We start from the raw sequence: 18,534 nt of genomic DNA on the forward strand, positions 1-18,534 counted from the left end.
CAGCCAAGACGAGGTAGGGGGCTACCCGACGGCAGCGCCGACCTCGCGACCACTCGACGCCCCGACCGAGGACATCGAGGGCTGGCTCGATCGCCTCGCCGACGAGCTCGAGTAGCAACCGTCGCCCGCGCCGTCGCCGAACCCCGCTGCTCGTGGCCGCTCGTCGTGAACCGAGCGCAGGCCCTGAAGCGGTGCTCGCGATGACGTCGCCAGGATTCAGGTTACAGGAGGCATCATGTTGAGAGCATCATCAATCTATTCCGTCGTCGTGCTGGCAGCGCTGTCGGGCTGTACGTCGAGCGGTGAAGCCGGCAGCGGCAGCGGAGCGCCGGGCGCCGGCGATACCCCCGGGTACGGCGACGTCGGCGGTGGGGCCGGAGAGCCGGGCAGCGTGCCCGGAGACCTCGGCTCCGACGGCAGCGCCAGCAGCGCCGGCGACGGCGTGGACTGCGGGCGGCAGAACTTCGACGTCGAGCGCAAGCCGGCCAGCATCCTGCTGGTCCTCGATCGCTCGGCGTCGATGCAGGACGATCCGAACGGAGACGAGGGCACGCCGTCGAAATGGGATATCGTCGTGCCCGCCTTGCAGGAGGTGATCGCGGCGACGAACGAGGCGGCCTCCTGGGGCCTGAAGGTGTTCCCGCAGGGCGACAGGACGGGCAGCTGCACCGAGGAGAGCTTCCCGCGCGACATCCTGATCCCGATCGCGGCAAGCAACGCCCCCACGGTGAACCAGGCGATCTCGAGCACCACCCCCGAGGGCGACGGCACGCCGACGGGCGACGCCATCAACAAGGCGGTCGAGTACCTGCAGACGATCCAGAACGACGACCCGAAGTACATCCTGCTCGCGACCGACGGAGATCCGTCGTGCCCCAAGAGCGACTCGGACGAGCTCGCCGTGCAGGCGGTGACGGACGCGGCCGCCGCCGGCTTCCATACGTTCGTTGTCGGGATCGCGGCGCAGGCGAGCAAGATCAAGGCGCTCAACGGCCTCGCGGTCGCAGGGCTCGAGCCGCGCCAGGACCCGGATCCGGACGCGCCCAGGTTCTACCTCGCGGCCACGAAGGACCAGCTCGTGACATCGCTGCTGGCGATCACGGGAGAGGTCTCGACGTGCCTGTTCCCGCTCGCCGAGCCGCCGCCGAACCCGGACCATGTCGGGGTGTTCGTCGGGGAACAATCGATCATGCAAGACACCACAGGCACCGATGGATGGAACTACACGGGGCCAGACATGACGACGATCAAGCTGTACGGCGCTGCGTGTGAGCAGGTGGCGAGCAGCGGCGCCGGCTCCGTCAAGGTCATCTTCGGCTGCAAGGACGACCCGATCTTCTGAGCTGCAGGGCACATCCTGCCGGGCGCTGCGCTCGGCGGGCTCTGGACGCCGAACGTGGGCTCGCCGGCGCCCAAGGCACGCCCTCCCCCGGCGCTCCGCGGCGCAGATCACCTGCGCGTCAACCCGATCGTCAACCGGTGTCGACCCCTCGTTGACACGCCGACCCTGGCGCGCCTCCGCGCGATGCTCGATGTCCCGCCGCGCACCCTGGATCGCCGCTTGCATTCACCGCGACGAGCTCGACGCAGAAGCCAGCTGAACGGCGCGAAGCGCGAGTTCGTGGTTGCCCCCTCGACGGGTTGCGTCGAGAAGTCGACAGCGCCGTACAAGCGCTGCCGGGCCGCGGGTCGCCCATCATGATGCCGGAACGAGAGGTAACGAGATGAGATCTGGAATGAAGTCAGCTTTCACTTTGCTGTTCGTGCTCGGCGCCGTCGGAGCCATGCAGCTCGGCTGTTCAGACGACGCCGCGACTCCGGACGACGGCCAGGGAGGCAGCAGCTCGAGCAGCAGCAGCAGCAGCAGCGCCGCCGCGACCGGCGGGAGCACGAGCAGCGCTGGCGGCGCCGGCGGCGGCAGCACCGCCGCGAGCACCACGAGCGGCGCGACCACGAGCAGCGCCAGCACCACGAGCAGCGCCAGCACCACGGCCGCGAGCACCACGAGCAGCGCCAGCACCACGGCCGCGAGCACCACGAGCAGCGGCACGGGCGGAGAGGAGCCGCTCGGCGACGAGCTCCCGATGGTGATCCCGACGCCCACGAACGGCAACGGCGAGATCAGGACCCAGACGACGGTGCTCAAGAACGCCGCCCACGGCGGGCAGGACGTCTACGACTTCAACAACCAGAAGATCGGCGTGAACAACACGGCGGACTGCGACGACGGCGAGGGCCAGAAGACCGTGTTCGAGGTCGAGGACGGCGTCACCGTGAAGAACCTCATCATCGCCGGCGGCCTCCCCGGCGGCAACGGCATCGTCTGCAAGGGCGACTGCACGCTCGATCACGTCTACTGGGAGGACGTCTGCGAGGACGCGGCGACCAACAGCGCCGACGGGGCGACGATGCGCATCAACAGCTCCATCGCCCTGCACTCGGCCGACAAGATCTTCCAGCACAACGCCAAGGGCGGCTCCACCACCATCGTCACGAACTCGTACATCGCCGACTTCGGGAAGCTCTGGCGCTCGTGCGGCGACTGCACCGCGAACGGCGGGCCGCGCCACCTGATCATCGACAATGTCAGGGTGGACCGCGTGAAGACGACGGTCGCCGGCGCGAACCAGAACTACGGGGACACGGTCACGATCACGAACCTCTACGTCAAGGGGGGCTACGACGCGGGCGGCGACAAGCCGAAGATCTGCCAGGAGTACAGGGCCGTCACCGATCACATGGGCGAGTCCGAGAAGCTCCACGGTGGCGCGAGCCAGTGGAACACCCCCACGTGCCGCGTGAGCAAGAGCGACGTGAAGAGCTGGTGAGCGCGCGAGGGGCAGCGCGCGCCGGCGTCGCTGCCCCCTGCACCCCGCGCAGCGCCGCTACGCGCCCGCGTCGAGCTTCCGGCGCAGGTTGTCGCGCGCGCTCGCCTCGAGGCGGGCGTGGAAGTACGGCGAGAGGAAGATCTGCTCCGCCGCGAGCAGCTTCTCGAAGAAGCGCCGCCGGCCTATAGCGTAGAGCTCGGGCGGCACGGCGCTGTACTCCGCGGCGATCGCCCGGTCGTACGCGTCGAACGCCGCCGCGTCGCTGCCCAGGATGGCCATGTCGCAATCGAGGAAGAGGGCCTCCTCCTCGCCGACGTCCGCCGGCCCGAGGGCCCCGTGCCGCGCCGTGAGCAGGATGAGCCGCTCGATGAGGCCCTCGTCGAGCCCCTCGCCGGGCAGCCAGCGCGCCACCGCCTCGCGCGCGAGCTCCGCGCTGCGCGCCTCGTTGTCGTGGCGGCCGGGCACGTACACGGCGTCGTGGAAGAGCGCGGCCAGGAACACCTCCCGCGGCCTCCGCCAGCCGACGTCGCGGGCGACCTCGCCCACCCAGCGGAGCACCTCGCGCACGTGCGCCAGATCGTGGTACGCGCGCCCGGGCTCGCCGTAGGCCGCGCGCAGCGCGCCCCACAGCGGCTCGGGCAGGGCCAGGCCGTCCGGGGCCTCCGGCGGCGCGTCGCCCACGTTCCGCTCGGCGTGCGCCTCGCCCGCCGCGATCCCGCCGTCCGGCCTCACGCGAGCACCAGATCCTCGGGGCGGAACAGCTCCCCGTCGTACGTGGCGACGCTGCCCTTCTCCGTGGCCTTCGCGTGGTTCTTCGCGAGGTTGGCGCGCCCCTGGATCTCGCGATCCGTCAGGAAGCAGTCGACGTCGGCGACGCACAGCCCGGCCGAGATCGTCGGCGACCGCTCGACGCGGCGGTAGCGTCGGCGGGCGAGCCGCTCCTGGAGCGCGCGCAGGAAGTCCACCGCCCACGCGCGCGTCGCGTTGGGCAGCGTGATCATGTACTCGTCGCCGCCGAACCGGTACGCGTGCCCGTGCGCGAAGACGTGCGCCTCGATGCTCTCCATGAGCGGCGGGAGCACGTGGAGATCGACCGCGGTCTCGGTGTGCTGGACGTTGAACGCCTTGAAGTCGTCGATGTCGACGAACGCCACGGCGATCGAGGCGCCGCGCAGCGCGCAGCGCGCCCGGTAGTGCGCCAGATCGGGCAGGAAGAGCCCTGGCGCCTCGAGGATGTGGAACTTCTCGTCGTACTCGCGCGGGCGGAGCGGCGGCGCCTCCGGCATCACGGCCTCGGCGTGCCGGATCGACATGTAGTCGGTGAGCTGCGGGACCTTGAGCGCGCGCGTGGCCGCGAACCAGGGCGCGGCCATCAGCTGCTCCAGCCCGTGGACCTCGCGCCGGAGGTGCCGGATCGTCTCGGCGTTCACGGCCTTCTGCAGCGGCTCCTCGATCGCCGTGGCGCTGTCGCGCCGGAGGTCGATCAGGATGCGCTTGAGCAGCGGGCCCTGCGTGTCGTGGAGCTGCGCGTGCGGCGGGCGCAGCTCGAGCTGCCGCCCGAGGAGGCTCAGCTGTCCGATCAGCTCCGTCACCTCCGGCGGCTCGTAGCCGCGGAACTCCTGCCGGATCACGTCCGCCACGTCGCGGCGGAACGCATCCGTGAAGCGGGAGACGCACTGGGACAGGACCTTGGCCTCGGACTGCGAGAACTCGAGCACCTCACGAGGATACCCTGGCGGCGGTGCGCCCAGCGCCCGGGACGCACCGCGCGCTGGAAATCCGCCGGAAATTCGGAGATGCTGCCCCGTCCCCCTCCCGCGCGATCCATGCACGACCCCACCCGGACGATCACGACCCTCCGAAGCGACGCGGTCGAGCTCCCGGACCTGCGCATCCTCGTCACCCCGCAGAAGAGCCCGCCGATCGAGGCCGCCCTCGGCGTCGCGCCGCTCGTGCTCGGAACGAGCGGCGAGTGCGACGTCATCATCCCCGACTCGCGCGTCTCGCGCCGCCACTGCCAGCTCCGGTTCTCGCCGCGCGGGGTCGTCCTCACCGACCTCGGCAGCAAGAACGGCACGTTCATCAACGACGTCCTGATCGTCGAGGGCTTCCTCACCCCGGGCGCCATCGCCTCCCTGGGCGGCGTGCCCCTCACCGTGCGCGTCGGCGGCGCCCCGGTCGTCGTCCCGCTCTCCACCTCGGCCAGCTTCGGCGAGGCTCTCGGCAGCAGCGTCCCCATGCGCGCGCTCTTCGCGCGCCTCGAGCGCGCCGCGGCCACCTCGGAGACGATCCTCCTGCTCGGCGAGTCCGGCACCGGCAAGGAGGTCCTCGCCCGCGCCATCCACGCGGCGAGCCCGCGCAGCGGCGGCCCCTTCGTCGTGTTCGACTGCAGCGCCGTCGCCCCGAGCCTCATCGAGGCCGAGCTCTTCGGCTACACGAAGGGCGCGTTCACGGGCGCCCAGGGCGCGCGCGCCGGCCTGCTCGAGGAGGCGAGCGGCGGCACGCTCTTCCTCGACGAGATCGGCGAGCTCCCGCTCGATCTCCAGCCGAAGCTCCTGCGCGCGCTCGAGGCCCGCCAGGCGCGGCGCATCGGCGCCGCCGCGTACACGTCCTTCGACGCCCGCGTCATCGCCGCCACGCACCGCGATCTCCAGGGCCGCGTCGCGTCGGGGGCGTTCCGCGAGGATCTCTACTACCGGCTCGCCGTCGTCGAGACCGTCGTGCCGCCGCTGCGCGAGCGCAAGGAGGACATCCCGCTGCTCGTCGAGCGCTTCCTCGCGGCGCAGGTGCCGCCGCGCTCGCTCGCCGACCTGCCGCCGAACGCGCTGGAGCTGCTCCGCGGGCACCACTGGCCGGGCAACGTGCGCGAGCTCCGCAACACCGTCGCGCGGCTCATGCTGTTCCCGCACCTCGCCGAGGAGGCGATCGTCAAGGTGGCGCCGCGGCCCGCCGATCTGGGCGTCGGCCAGTTCGCCGCGCTGCCGCTCCGCGAGGCGCGCGACATGGTCGTCGAGCAGTTCGAGCGCACGTATATCGCGATGAAGCTCCGGGAGAGCGGCGGCAACGTGGCGCGGGCCGCCGCGTCGATGGGCGTCTCCCGGCAGCTCGTCCACCGGCTGATGGAGCGCTACGGCATCCGCAGCAAGGACTGACGGGGCGCGACGCGCGCGGCTCGGCGTTCGCGGCATCGGGAGCCGAGAGCGGAAGCCTACGACTTGGTTGATGTTCTTGGGCTCACCACCAGGGCGAGCCCCTTCCTGTCGAGCAGCAAGCCGTCGCTCGTCGGGAAAGGCTTGCGCTTCCGCTCCCGCCAGGCGCGGAGCGCTGCGGCGCGCTGGTGCTGCGCCCAGGTCACGGGAACGGACTCCATGCAGCGCAGAAAGCGAGCGCGCCCGCCGGCGTCCATGGCGTCACGCAACATGAAGCGCCGGATGGGCTGCGACACGAGCAAGTAAGGTCCGAGGTGATACAGCGCCAGGAGGAGCAGGCAGGCCTCGCCGAGGCGCCGGAGGGCGGCATCGAGCTCCCGGGCGCGCTCCGCATCCAGGTCGATCGAGCGGATGTTCCAGTAGAGGCTCCGGTAACGCGCGGTGGAGCCGTGTACGAAACGGCTCGACTGCTGGTAGGCGTGCTCGATCTCCGAGAACAGAAAGGACGTTCCGGCGGCGTCGCCGAGCGCGGGCTGGAAGTGTGGAAGGCGCTGGATCTCCTTGAGCAGGTCGGCCCAGACGTCTCTCACGTCCTCCTCGGGGAGGACGGAACGCGCGACGAACAGGGAGGGGCGCGAGTCGAAGTAGCAGTGCCGGACGAGGTTCTCCAGGAGGCTCCGGGCGTGGACATGGGCAGTGCGCTCCACCCCGAGCGCGCCTGCATGCAAGATGGCGACGATGTCCGCCCGTGCCGCGTTCAAGAACGCCGGGACCGTCGCGAACCCGCCGCAGTGCCAGGCGAGCCAGTTCAGGTAGGCGAGGGTCTGCTGAGAGGCGGCCAGCTCGGATCCGGAGCGTCCGAGCCGACGCTCGACCTGCCGGCCGACCTCCGCGAGCAGCCTCTCGCGGGGCGAGTCGCGGCGCTGTCGCTTACTCGCCATGGGCCTTCTTCACGTCACTCCGGCGTGTCTCCGCGATCGCCCGGTCGGCAGGGCCGCGCAGCCCTTCGGACAGCAAGAGAATCGCGAATTTGCCAATATCGTCGGGCGCATGCTGCTCCACGTCTTTCATGAGCCGCTCTGCGAGGTGCTGGCGCGACTCGTGAGGCTTGTAGGGCAGCGGACGGGGCGCCCACATGAGTCGGAGCTGCGCGATGGAGTGCAGCGTCGGCAGCGAGATCACGTTCTCGGCAAGGGCCGAGATCGCAAGCCTGCGGAGAAGCGACTCGATCCTTTCTCGATGCGCGAGTCCTGCAACGAGAGATGCGCGACGGAGCAAATCCGCAGGCGCAGACATTTTTTGAAAATGAGTAGGACTTTTGTCCAGGTGAAGAAAAATTTGTTCGACGGTGTCTTCGATCGTCGACTTTGGCGGCGTGCCAACAAGTTGCTTGAACGACTTCGACAACATCGACTCGACACCGGCATTAGCTCGGGCAAGCTCGATCAGCTCTTTCCTCACGATCTCGCGCAACCCTTCGAACGACACGGGCTCCTGGTCCTCGGGGCTTTGCTGCCGCTTGAAATCGCGGAGTAGCTGGAGGACCTGCGCCAGCTCCTTCTGCCCGCCGAGGATCGCCTCCGCGGCATGGAAGTCCTCCGCGGAATGCTCTTCGACCAGGCTCAGCAGCGCTCGCGCTGCCCGTACTCCATCACTGCCCGTACGCTCAGGACTCGTCACGGCGCACCTCCAAGAAGACCCACCTCGTGCGCCACCGCTTCAAGCTCGTCGACGAGCCGCACGTGGTTGGGATCGCCGGAGAACGGCAGCGGCTCGTTCCGCTCGAACGAGTCACGGTAAGCGTCATCCCTGGAGATCACCGCGGAGAGGCAGCGAACCGCAGGCTTCTGCGCCGCGCACAAATCGCTAATCGCCTGCACGTACCGCTCTGCCTTGGCGCGCTGATCGACGTCGCTCGACGGCGGGAACATGCACAGCACGACCCCGGCGACCTTCGCCTTGATGTCCAGGACCTTCTTGTACTCCCTGAGCGCTTTCATCAGGAGCGGCAGCCCGTGCAGGGAGAACTGATCCGCCGTCATCGGGACCAGGATCTTGTCCGCCGCCTTGAGCGCCGCCAGGCTGACGCTGCTGATGCTCGGCGGGCAGTCGATGATGACGTGCTCGTACGCATCGCCGGCCCTGGGCAGCCATCTCTTGATCCGCGACACGACGATCTCTGCCGCGATCTCCTGCACCTCGAACATCCTCGCGCTCCCGCACACGAGGGTGAGCGAGCCTCCGCCGTCGCACGTCCGCACCGGCTGCAGGTAGTCGCTCACCTTTCGCAGCGGGCCGTGCGGCTTCCCGCTGACCACGTCGAAGTACCGCACGTCGCCGTGGAACAGATCGTGGAGGTTGCCTTCCCGGCGCTCCTTGTCCTCGCGCGTCCTCGCCCCGAATCGCTGGTCGTTGAGCAAGTACAGGCTGGCGTTGCACTGCGGGTCGGCGTCGATCAGAAGGACGCGTTTGCGGTGCCTTTCGGCGAGGAGCGCGGCCAGGTTGACGGCGATCGTCGTCTTGCCGACCCCTCCCTTGATGTTCTGCACCGCGAGGACGCTCTGTTTCGGCCGATCCGGCATGCCGGTGGGAGCATACGCCACAGCCGTACCGCTCGGAAGTTCCGGCGAAAATCAGGAGTATGTCCGAGAGCAGGGCGGCCGAGACCGCACGCCTCTCACGCAGAGCTCACCCGTGTGGGCCCACGTTGAGCAACACCACGGCATCTGCAGCAGGGGCTGACCGCGGCGCGGCGAGCGGCCTTCGGCTGCTCAGGTCGCGGGCGGTCATGCTCGAAGATCTTCGCGGAGCGAGCCCGATGCCGTCGTGCTTCCCGCGTGAGAGCCGTCGCTTGACGCACAGGATGGGGGAAAGTGTTGCAAAGCACACCAACATGGGCGCGCAGAAGGGCGTCGAGGCGGCTCAGGAGGGCCGCTGGCGCTGCACGGGAGGGCGCCGAGGCTGCTCGGAAGGACCGCTGGCGCTGCGCAGGAGGGTCGCCGGCGCTGCGCAGGAGCCGCGCGATTGTAATTCAGGACACTCCATGGAGCGCTCAGGAGGGGGCCGAGGCTGCGCAGGAGGGTCGCCGGCGCTGCGCAGGAGAAGGCCGAGGCTGCGCACGAGGGTCGCCGGCGCTGCGCAGGAGAAGGCCGAGGCTGCGCACGAGGGTCGCCGGCGCTGCGCAGGAGAAGGCCGAGGCTGCGCACGAGGGTCGCCGGCGCCGCGCAGGAGGAGGCCGAGGTTGCGCAGGAGGGTCGCCGGCGCTGCGCAGGAGGAGGCCGCAAGCAGCAGGTGACAGGCCTCGTGCGTGCGCTCAGAACACGCTGCGGAGCGAGAGCCCGGGGCCGCCCGGCGAGAACGAGAAGCTCGCGACCGGCGCGGCGGGCGCGACGGGATCGAGCTGGAAATAGAGCACCGCGCCCAGGCCGGCCGCGAGGAACCCCACGCCCGCGGAGATCGCGCCTGCCTTCCACGTGAGATCGATCGCCTCGACGTCCTCCGCCGGGCAGCCGGGCGCGCACCGCCTGCGGAGCTCGCTCCGGTCGAGGTGCCCCTTGACGCCGAGGAACGCGCCCACACCGAGCCCCACCACGCCGGCGCCGGCGAGCACGAGCGGCCAGCGCTGCCGCATGGGCGGCGCGTCGGCACCGGCCGCGGGGCGCGACGGCGCCGGCGCCGGCGCAGGGAAGCGCACCGCGATCGGCAGCGCCTTGTCGCCCGGCGGCACCGTGACCACCGTGACGACCCGCGTCCCCGCCGCGTCCTCGAACGTCAGCGTATGGCGCCCGGGATCGAGCTCGATCGGGTCCTTCGGGAGCGCGTCGACCAGCGGCGCGCCGTCGAGGAGCACCCGGACCCGGCCCGGAGCGTGGCCGTCCGCGGACGTGGCCGACAGCGCGACGCTGGGCATGTCGCGCTCGACCTGCTCGCTCCAGCTCTGGCAATCGCGGGCGAGCGTCGCCGGGCACGAGCTCACGCAGACGCGGAGCTCGGCGCGGGCGCGCAGCAGCGCCTTGTCGCGGAGGAGCTGCTGCGCCTGCTCGTACGAGGCCGCGCACGTCTCTCCCACGCCCTGCGCGCGGGCGCGTGAGCCCGAAAGGAGCGTGACGGCCGCGGCGAAGGCGGCGAGGAGGCGCCCGTTCATCGCAGCGCAGGCTACACGCTTCCGTCGTTCACAGGCACTCTCGCTTGATCCGCCGGATGCCGTTGGCGTCCAGATAGTAGGGAGGCACGCAGCGCGACCGCGGCCGCGCGCTGCGCGCGGGGGAAGCGGCGCGCACGCCCGCGGCGCGATCCGGCGCGGCAGCGCGCGCGGCCGGCTCCGGCGCCGCGGCGGCGCTCGCGGACGCCATCGGCGCGGCCGACTCCGGCGAGGCCGGCTCCGGCGAGGCCGCCGATGCCTCAGGCGAGGCCGACAAGGCCGCTGGCGGCTCCGGCGCCCCCACGCTCGCGGCGGGCGCCGCCACGGCCTGTGGCGAGGCGACCGACCGCGAGGACTCGCCGGCGCCGGCGCGCTCTTCCTGCGGCGCATCGGGCTCCGGACGCACGCTGCAGCTCCTGCCGAGGGCCACGACGAGCACCAGCGCGCTGGCCCCGAGCGCGAGCGTGGAGGCGCGGACGAGCTGCGCGCTCGCCAGCCGCGGCGGCGCCGCCGCGGCGACGGGCGTCGCCAGCGCCGACGCCACGGGCCGCGCCATGTCCTCGACCGTCCTCGTCATCGTCGGGACCGTCACCGAGGTCCGCAGCGCGCGCCCGCGGCTGCCAGACGGCTGCGCGAGGCGCGCCTCGACGTCCCGCGGCGGCGCGTCGTCCACGGCGGCGGGCCTCGGCGGCGGCGGCGCCGGGGCCGCGCTCCGCTGCGACGTCTCGATCGCGGCGAGGCTCTTCGCCCGCGCCTCGAGGAGCGCCCCCGCCGTCGCCTCGACCCACGCCCCGACAGCGCGCGGGCCCGCCGGCGGCAGCGCCTCCTCCAGCGCGGCCGCCATCTCCAGCGCGGTCGCGTAACGCCGGGAGGGATCCCTGTCGAGACCGCGGAGCACCACCTCGTCGAGCGCCTTCGGCACGTCGCCGTACACGCTCGGCGGCTGGACGACGCCCTCGAGGATCCGCCCGAAGATCTCCGCGTCGCACTCCCCCGTGAACAGCCGCCGTCCGGTGAGCACCTCCCAGAGGACCACGGCCGCGGCGTAGATGTCGGCGCGGCGGTTCAGCGGGGCTCCGCGCAGCTGCTCCGGCGCCATGTAGCTGAGCTTGCCCTTGAGCTGCCCGACGCGGCTCACCTGGCTCCTCACCGCCGCCCGCGCGATCCCGAAATCGAGAACGCGCGCGATGCCGTCCTCGCCGACGAGGAGGTTCTGCGGCGACACGTCGCGGTGGACGATCTGGAGCGCGGCGCCCTCCTCGTCGGTCGCCTCGTGCGCCGCGTGCAGGCCCGCGAGGGCGCCGGCGATGATGGCCGAGCCGATCGGCTGCGGCACCCGGGCCCCTCGCCGGCCGGCCTCGCGCAGCAGGCTCGAGAGCGATTCCCCCGCGATGTACTCCATGACCACGAAGAGCTCGTCGTCGGCCTGCACGCTGTCGAGCGTTGTGACGACGTTCGGGTGGCGGATGCGCACCGCGAGCCGCGCCTCGTCGAGGAGCATCGACGAGAACTCGGGATCCCTGGCGAACTGCGGGTGCAGGCGCTTGATCGCGACCGTGCGGGCAAAGCCATGCGCGCCCACGAGCCGCCCGAAATGGACGGACGCCATCCCCCCGGAGGCGATCACGCCATGGAGCGTGTACCGATCGAGGGTCCGCCGCTCGCGCTCCTGATCAGGTGCCATGGTGGCTCTGTTCTACAACATCTCGGCGGCGTTGCCGGGCGGTAACCTGCGCGCCGCGCTCGCGTGGTGTGTTGGAGCGGCGGCAGCGCGACCAGCCGGGTTGTCGTGAGGGCGGAGGGGGCCCGACGGGTAGGCTTGGCATGTCTTGCTCATCGATTGGAATGCTCGCAGCGCTCGCGCTCACCCGCGCCCGTCGACATTCACAACCGTTGTTGCGCGACCGCCGCGCGGCGCGGGGCCTCGTGAGGGTGGCAGCTCCTGGATCGGGGCACGCCCGCCGCGGTGGTGGTCGTCGAGCCTCCGGATCTCGTGCGCGCCCAAGCGCCAAGGGGCCGGTGGCGGCGCGGGAGGCCAACGTCTTGCGTTGCCATGGCCTTCGCGGTAAGGGGGCGGCAATGAGTGGTCCCGAACTCGGCCGCCTCATCGACGAGGTCGATCGCACGGTGGACGTCCAGTTCACCGCAGCCGGCGATCTCGATGAGCTGAACCGCCTGTATGCCAGCCTGCTCGGGCGCCGTGGGTCGCTCAATGCGCTGATGAAGCAGCTGCCCGGCGCGGCGCCCGAGGAGCGCAAGGCGCTCGGCCAGCGCCTCAACGCCGTCAAGGGCCGCGTGGAGCGCGCCCGCGAGGAGGCGACGGCGAGGATCAAGCGCGCTGCGCGCGATCGCGAGCTCTCCGCGCCGCCCCTCGATATCACCCTGCCCGGCCGCTGGCGCGCGCCAGGGCGGCCGCACCCGATCATGCGGACCCTCGACGAGATCGTCGATATCTTCGTCGGGCTCGGGTTCGACGTGGCCGAAGGGCCGCAGATCGAGCTCGCGCGCTACAACTTCGATCTCCTCGGGTTCCCGGCGGATCACCCGGCCATGGACATGCACGACACGTTCTACATGGCCGGCGATCCTGGCCAGAACGTGCTCCTCAGGACGCACACGAGCCCGGTCCAGGTGCGCGAGATGCTCTCCCACCCTCCCCCGGTGATGATCGTCGCGCCCGGCGTCGTGTATCGCCGCGACGACGACGCGAGCCACAGCCCCATGTTCGTGCAGATCGAGGGGCTCGTCGTCGACCGCGACGTGTCGCTCGCCGATCTGAAGGGCCTGCTCGAGGTCTACAGCCGCCGGATGTTCGGCGAGGCCACGAGGACGCGCTTCCGGCCGAGCTACTTCCCCTTCACCGAGCCCAGCGCGGAGCTCGACGTGTCCTGCCTCGTCTGTTTCGGCGAGAACCGCGCCTGCCCGCAGTGCAAGGGGACGGGCTGGCTGGAGGTCCTCGGGTGCGGCATGGTCCACCCGACGGTGCTCCGGAACGTCGGGATCGACCCGGAGGAATACACGGGGCTGGCGTTCGGCATCGGCGTGGATCGCACGGCCAACATGAAGTTCGCCGTCGACGATATCCGCGCCTTCTACGAGAACGACGTCCGCTTCCTCGGAAGCCTCTAGGCCACTGCCCCTCGCCCGCAGCCCCGATTCCCCATGTTGATATCCTACAAGTGGCTTCAAGAGATCCTCGGCGCCGATCCCGGCGTCGACGCGGTGACCTCGGCGCTTGGCCGCGGCGGGCTCGAGGTCGACCGCGTGACGCACGTCGGCGCCGCGCTGCGCTCCGTGGTCCTCGCGAGCGTCGTCGCGACGCGGCCGCACCCGGCGGGCAAGAAGGGCCTGACGGTGGTCCGCGTGGACGCGGGTGGTGCGGGCGGAGAAGGCGTCGAGGTCGCGTGCGGCGCGCCGGTCATCCCGGCGGCTCCGGCGCTCGTCTGTTATGCGCCCGTGGGGGCGCAGGTGCTCGACCGCAGCGGCGCGCTCGTGACGCTGACCGAGAAGGCGGTCGCCGGCTTCGCGTCGCCCGGCATGCTCTGCGCCGAGGACGAGCTCGGGCTCGGGTCGAGCCACGAGGGTCTGCTGACCGTGGAGGGCGGGCGTCCGGGGCAATCGCTGCTCGACTGGGAGCCTCGTCTCGAGGACTGGATCATCGAGCTGAGCGTCACCCCGAACCGGCCCGACGCGCTGGGGCACCTGGGCGTGGCGCGGGACGTGGCCGCGGTGCTCGGCCTACCGTTCCGCCCGCCCGCCGTCGCCGCGGCGCGAGCGAACGGCGCGAGCGGCGCCGGAGCGCCCGCGGCCGTGCCGACGCGCGCCGCCGTGGAGGTGCGCGACGGGGACCGCTGCCCCCGGTACGACGGGCAGGTGATCGAGGGCGTCGGCGTGGGCCCCTCGCCGCTCTGGGCGCGGGTGCGGCTCGGCCGCCTCGGCGTCCGGCCGATCACCAACATCGTCGACGCGACCAACCTGGTGATGCTCGAGCGGGGGCAGCCGCTCCACGCCTTCGATCTCGACACGCTGCGGCTCCCGATCGAGATCCGGAGGGCCAAGCCCGGCGAGGCGTTCGTCGCGCTCGACGGGCAGAAGCTGTCCCTGGACGAGGACGACCTGGTCATCGCCGACGCGGACCGCGTGGTGGCCCTGGCGGGCGTCATCGGCGGCGCGGACAGCGGCGTCACCGCGACGACGCGGCGGGTGTTCCTCGAGTCGGCGTACTTCGAGCCGCGCGGGATCCGCAGGTCGGCGCGCAGGTATGGCTTCCACACCGAGGCGTCGCACCGCTTCGAGCGGGAGGTGGACCTCTCGGGGGTCCCCCTGTCGCGCGACCGCGGGAGCGCGCTCATCTGCGAGCTCGCGGGCGGCGAGGCGGTGGGCGAGCCGATCGACGTGTACGTGGCGCCGCGCGCGCCGCGCCGCCTGACGCTGCGGCTCCCGCGGTACCAGCGGATCATCGGGGCCGAGGCGCCGGCGCAGGCGCGCGAGATCCTGGAGACGCTGGGGCTCTCGGTGCTGGAGCAGAAGGCCGACCGGCTCCTCGTCGAGGTGCCGGAGCACCGGCCCGACATCGCGGAGGAGATCGACCTCATCGAGGAGGTCGCGCGCATCGCCGGCTACGACCAGATCCCGAGCCGGCTCCCGCGCGTGGGGGCTGCGCCGGCGGGCGCCCGCGGCGATTACCGGCTGCGGCGCAGGGTGCGGCAGATCTGCACGGGGATCGGGCTGCACGAGGCGGTGACGTACTCGTTCCTGTCGCCCCAGGAGCTGAAGGCGGCGCGCTACGACGACGGGTCGCTCCTTCGGCTGCTCAACCCGCTCTCCGAGGAGAAGTCGGTGATGCGGCCGTCGCTGGTCCCTGGGCTGCTCACGGTGGTGCAGCGCTCGCAGCGGTACAACGTGCCGCGGGTGCGGCTGTTCGAGGTGAGCCAGGTGTTCCTGCCGTGGCAGGGCGAGGCGGGCGGCGCGGGCCAGCTGGCGCGGGTCGAGCGGCCGCCGGTGAACGAGCCGACGCGGCTCACGATCTTCCTCGCGGGGCCGCGCGACAGCTACCTGACGCGGCCCGAGGACGTCGATTTCTACGACGGCAAGGGCGCGGTCGAGGTGGTGATTGCGGAGCTCGCGGGCAGCGTGACGCCGGCGTTCGACCTCGCGGGCGAGGCGCCGCCGTGGGCGCACCCGAAGAAGGGCGCCCGCGTCCTGCTCGACGGCCGCGAGGTCGGGTACGTGGCGGAGCTGCACCCGGACGTGCGCGAGGCGCTGGAGATCACGAGCGGGGCCGTCGTGGCGGAGCTGGACCTCGCGGCGGTGGCGGCGGCGTACAAGGCGCCGGTGGCCGCGAAGCCGAGCCGGTTCCCGGCGATGCGGCACGACGTGGCGCTGCTCTTGCCGCTCGACGTGCCGGCGGGGGATGTGCTCGAGGTGCTGCGGACCACCGCGGGGGAGCGCTGCGAGAAGGTCGAGATGTTCGACCGGTACCGCGGCGAGGAGCTCCCCGCGGGGACGCACTCGCTGGGGTTCGCGCTGTGGTTCCGGTCGGCCGAGCGGACCTTGACGGACGAGGAAGTCGACAAGTGGACGAAGGCCGCGGTGGACGCGGCGAAGGCGCGGTTCGGGGCGCAGCAGCGCTGAGGGCCGGCGGCGGGCCTGAGAAGGGGTTTGCTGGAGGCACGTCCACCGCGAGACGAGTGCCACTCGTCTTTTGCTGGAGGCACGTCCACCGCGAGACGAGTGCCGCTCGTCTCCCGCGTGGAGGAGCAGGCTCACCCGGATGGGTTCACGGTGTCCCGGACGCCCCGGGCTCGGGCGCCGCATAGCGCCGTGGCCCGCGGCGCGACGGCTACGCGCGCCCTGCTGCCGCGACCGCGACCCGCCGCTCGATCCCCAGAAACAGCAGCGGCAGCGCCACAGTGAACACGATCGACAGCCCGGCGACGACCGGCATGCCATCGAGACGGTGGTCCGGCAGCTCGTGGAGCATCCTGGCCGCCGCGAACGCCGCGATCGCGGACGACATGTGTTGCACGGCCGACTGCATCGAGGTGAAGCGCGCCCGCTCGGCGGGGCGCGGCACCTTCGACGTCAGCGTGCTGTGCGAGACGTTGCGGAACGTCATGCCCAGCATGAAGACGATGAAGATGGCGAGCACCGGCAGCCCCGGCGTATACGAGACGAACCCCGCGTAGAGGACGCTCACGAGCACAACCGCCCCCACCGAGCCCGTCTGGAACGCGCCGAATCGGTCCACCAGGGGTCCCACGGCCCGCATCGAGGCGAAGCTCACCAGGCCTCCCACGAAGTAGAGCAGCCCGAGCCGCTCGCGCGGATACCCGAGGTTGTACTGCACGTAAGCCGAGATGTTGGGGATCACCAGGAACGACGCCATCGTCAGGATCGCCGACGTCGCGTACGAGAGCAGCACGATGGGCCGGCCGAGGAGCGCGCCGAGCTCGCCGAGCGCGCCGCCCGACGGCGGCGCGCCCGTCAGGTGATCTCGCAGCGACGGCAGGAGGAAGATCGCGAGCCCGGCGACGAGCAGCCCGAGCGCCGCGACCGCGAAGAACGGCAGCGGAAAGCCGCCGCGGCGCGCGAGCTCCAGCCCGGCGGGGACGCCGAGCACCGAGGCGACCGAGAACGAGCCCATCACGACGCCCATCGCCTTGCCGCGCCGCTCGGGCGGGATGACGTCGGCGACGATCGAGAACGAGACGGACGTCGCGGGCCCACCGAACGCCCCGGCGAGCACGCGCGCCGCCATGAGGCTCGGGAGCCCCGTGGCGAAGCCCCCGGCCGCCGTGCCGGCGACGAGGCCGAGCATCGCCACGGCGAGCGCGCTGCGCCGGTCGAAGCGATCGAGGAAGAACGCGCCGGCGAGGCCGGAGACCGCGGCCGCCGCCGTGTAGCTGCCGCCGATCAAGCCGACGCTGGACATCGGGATGCCGAGCGCGACCGCGAAGTCGGGCCCGAGCGGCATCACCATCACGAAGTCGAGGATGTTGATGAACTGGACCGCAGCGACAAGGAAGATGATGCTCGATTCGGAGCGCCGTTTGGACACGAGGGTCAACTCTAGTCGACTCCAGGCGCGCCGGCCCCGCCTCCGCACGAAAATGCGCCGCGCTCAGGCCCAGACGCGCCCCCTCACAGCTCCCCTGCTCTACCCGGCCCGCGCGGCGGCTCGCACGTCGCGCGCGTTGCTCCCGGCGCAACGCCACGTTGCGCGCTCGCGACCGTTGTCGCTCCATGAGGTCCACCTTACGATGAGACGATGAGCCCCATGGATCGCCGCACCGCCCTCGGCGCCCTCGCCGCAACGCCCGTCGTCGCCGCGTGCGACCCCTCCGCGCCCCCGCCCGGTCGCGCCGACGAGGCAGCGCTCGCCGCGGCGGACGTCGTCCGCGACGTCGCGCCGCTCGGGTTCCCCTGGGAGACGCTCGATCCCTTCCTGTTCTGCGTCCACCACGACGACGCGTACCCGGCCGGCGACGAGCGGATGGGGCCCGCCGCCTCGCTCGCGGGCCGCGCCATCGGGCGCGACTTCGCGGGCAAGGACGGCTGGCGCATGTACCACGGCGACGTGGTCCCCGGCTTCCCGCAGCACCCGCACCGCGGCTTCGAGACCGTGACCGTCGTTCGGCGCGGGCTCGTCGATCACGCGGACTCGCTCGGCGCGGCCGCGCGCTACGGCCGCGGCGACGTCCAGTGGCTCACGGCGGGGGGCGGCATCGTCCACGCGGAGATGTTCCCGCTCGTCGAGAAGGACGGGCCCAACCCGCTCGAGCTCTTCCAGATCTGGCTCAACCTGCCGCGCGCCGACAAGCTCGCCGAGCCGCGCTTCGTGATGATGTGGGGCGACACGATCCCCAGGCAGATCGCGCGCGACGCCGCGGGCAGGACGACCGAGATCACGATCGTCGCCGGCCGCCTCGGCGAGCTCCGCCCGCCGGCCCCGCCGCCGAGGTCGTGGGCGGCGCGCGCCGCGTCCGACGTGGCGATCTGGACGCTCAAGATGGCCCCGGGCGCGCGGTTCACGCTGCCGGCCGCCTCCCCCGGCGCGAACCGCGCGCTCTACTTCTTCCGCGGCGCCGAGCTGCGCGTCGGCGCCCGCCGCGTCCCCGCGGCCCACAGGATCACGCTCCGCGACGGCGCCGCCGCGCTGCTCGAGAACGGCCCCGACGAGGGCGAGATCCTGCTCCTCCAGGGCAAGCCCATCGGCGAGCCCGTCGCGCAGCAAGGCCCCTTCGTGATGACCTCGATGGCGGAGGTCCAGCAGGCCTTCCTCGACTACCGGCGGACCGGCTTCGGCGGATGGCCGTGGCCGAGCGACGGCCCCGTCCACGGGCGCGAGGAAGGCCGCTTCGCGCGCTACCCCGACGGCCGCATCGACAAGGCGGGCTGAGCCCCTCGCCTCCGC

15 protein-coding genes are annotated in these 18,534 nt (G+C 71.9%); 6 read left to right on the forward strand and 9 right to left on the reverse strand.

All coding sequences use genetic code 11. The features are described from left to right. Nucleotides 1-235: 235 nt before the first annotated feature. Nucleotides 236-1,342: a vWA domain-containing protein gene (locus ACSRUE_RS30860; protein ID WP_441286713.1), complete on the forward strand. Its 1,107-nt coding sequence runs from the start codon at nucleotides 236-238 to the stop codon at nucleotides 1,340-1,342. Nucleotides 1,343-1,696: 354 nt separating this feature from the next. Here the strand turns inward: ACSRUE_RS30860 and ACSRUE_RS30865 are convergent, their stop codons facing one another. Next, entirely contained in the window at nucleotides 1,697-2,104 is a 408-nt protein-coding gene (locus ACSRUE_RS30865; protein ID WP_441286714.1) for a hypothetical protein, read from the reverse strand. Between ACSRUE_RS30865 and ACSRUE_RS30870 the strand changes: the two genes are divergently transcribed. Then, nucleotides 2,085-2,828, forward strand: a complete 744-nt coding sequence (locus ACSRUE_RS30870; RefSeq protein WP_441286715.1) for a pectate lyase — start codon at nucleotides 2,085-2,087, stop codon at nucleotides 2,826-2,828. The two genes, ACSRUE_RS30865 and ACSRUE_RS30870, sit on opposite strands and share 20 nt — an antisense overlap. A gap of 57 nt (nucleotides 2,829-2,885) precedes the next feature. Here the strand turns inward: ACSRUE_RS30870 and ACSRUE_RS30875 are convergent, their stop codons facing one another. Continuing rightward, nucleotides 2,886-3,560 carry an HD domain-containing protein gene (locus tag ACSRUE_RS30875; RefSeq protein WP_441286716.1) on the reverse strand — a complete coding sequence of 225 codons (675 nt, stop codon included), beginning with the start codon at nucleotides 3,558-3,560 and terminating at the stop codon, nucleotides 2,886-2,888. Further along, nucleotides 3,557-4,546: a diguanylate cyclase gene (locus ACSRUE_RS30880; RefSeq protein WP_441286717.1), complete on the reverse strand. Its 990-nt coding sequence runs from the start codon at nucleotides 4,544-4,546 to the stop codon at nucleotides 3,557-3,559. Before ACSRUE_RS30880 ends, ACSRUE_RS30875 begins: the two co-directional genes overlap by 4 nt. A 108-nt stretch (nucleotides 4,547-4,654) precedes the next feature. Here ACSRUE_RS30880 and ACSRUE_RS30885 point away from each other — a divergent pair, with 108 nt between their 5' ends. Then, nucleotides 4,655-5,980: a sigma 54-interacting transcriptional regulator gene (locus ACSRUE_RS30885; RefSeq protein WP_441286718.1), complete on the forward strand. Its 1,326-nt coding sequence runs from the start codon at nucleotides 4,655-4,657 to the stop codon at nucleotides 5,978-5,980. Between the two features lie 56 nt (nucleotides 5,981-6,036). Here the strand turns inward: ACSRUE_RS30885 and ACSRUE_RS30890 are convergent, their stop codons facing one another. The 5 genes from ACSRUE_RS30890 to ACSRUE_RS30910 all read right to left on the reverse strand — a co-directional run bounded on the left by ACSRUE_RS30890 (nucleotide 6,037) and on the right by ACSRUE_RS30910 (nucleotide 11,802). Then, nucleotides 6,037-6,918 carry a hypothetical protein gene (locus tag ACSRUE_RS30890; RefSeq protein ID WP_441286719.1) on the reverse strand — a complete coding sequence of 294 codons (882 nt, stop codon included), beginning with the start codon at nucleotides 6,916-6,918 and terminating at the stop codon, nucleotides 6,037-6,039. Then, on the reverse strand, nucleotides 6,908-7,657 hold the full coding sequence (locus tag ACSRUE_RS30895) for a hypothetical protein (RefSeq protein ID WP_441286720.1): 750 nt from the start codon (nucleotides 7,655-7,657) through the stop codon (nucleotides 6,908-6,910). The genes ACSRUE_RS30890 and ACSRUE_RS30895 overlap by 11 nt, the downstream gene beginning before the upstream one ends. After that, nucleotides 7,654-8,559 carry a ParA family protein gene (locus tag ACSRUE_RS30900; protein WP_441286721.1) on the reverse strand — a complete coding sequence of 302 codons (906 nt, stop codon included), beginning with the start codon at nucleotides 8,557-8,559 and terminating at the stop codon, nucleotides 7,654-7,656. Before ACSRUE_RS30900 ends, ACSRUE_RS30895 begins: the two co-directional genes overlap by 4 nt. Nucleotides 8,560-9,290: 731 nt before the next feature. Continuing rightward, a complete protein-coding gene (locus tag ACSRUE_RS30905) occupies nucleotides 9,291-10,121 on the reverse strand; it encodes a hypothetical protein (RefSeq protein WP_441286722.1) in 831 nt (276 codons plus the stop codon). A 28-nt stretch (nucleotides 10,122-10,149) separates the two neighbouring features. Next, nucleotides 10,150-11,802 (reverse strand): serine/threonine-protein kinase, encoded by a 1,653-nt coding sequence (locus tag ACSRUE_RS30910; protein WP_441286723.1) that lies wholly within the window; start codon nucleotides 11,800-11,802, stop codon nucleotides 10,150-10,152. Between the two features lie 395 nt (nucleotides 11,803-12,197). On the opposite strand from ACSRUE_RS30910, the gene pheS reads away from it, so the two are divergent. Beyond that, entirely contained in the window at nucleotides 12,198-13,247 is a 1,050-nt protein-coding gene (gene pheS, locus ACSRUE_RS30915; protein ID WP_437767830.1) for a phenylalanine--tRNA ligase subunit alpha, read from the forward strand. 33 nt (nucleotides 13,248-13,280) lie between these two features. Further along, the gene (pheT, locus tag ACSRUE_RS30920) at nucleotides 13,281-15,752 is read left to right on the forward strand and encodes a phenylalanine--tRNA ligase subunit beta (protein WP_441286724.1); all 2,472 of its coding nucleotides are present in this window, start codon (nucleotides 13,281-13,283) and stop codon (nucleotides 15,750-15,752) included. Nucleotides 15,753-15,960: 208 nt separating this feature from the next. On the opposite strand, the gene ACSRUE_RS30925 is transcribed toward pheT, so the two are convergent. Continuing rightward, nucleotides 15,961-17,178 (reverse strand): MFS transporter, encoded by a 1,218-nt coding sequence (locus ACSRUE_RS30925; protein WP_441286725.1) that lies wholly within the window; start codon nucleotides 17,176-17,178, stop codon nucleotides 15,961-15,963. 210 nt (nucleotides 17,179-17,388) lie between these two features. On the opposite strand from ACSRUE_RS30925, the gene ACSRUE_RS30930 reads away from it, so the two are divergent. Further along, the gene (locus tag ACSRUE_RS30930; RefSeq protein WP_441286726.1) at nucleotides 17,389-18,519 is read left to right on the forward strand and encodes a pirin family protein; all 1,131 of its coding nucleotides are present in this window, start codon (nucleotides 17,389-17,391) and stop codon (nucleotides 18,517-18,519) included. The last annotated feature ends 15 nt before the right edge of the window (nucleotides 18,520-18,534 follow it).

Source organism: Sorangium sp. KYC3313 (assembly GCF_052075895.1).
GTDB lineage: Bacteria > Myxococcota_A > Polyangia > Polyangiales > Polyangiaceae > Sorangium > Sorangium cellulosum_B.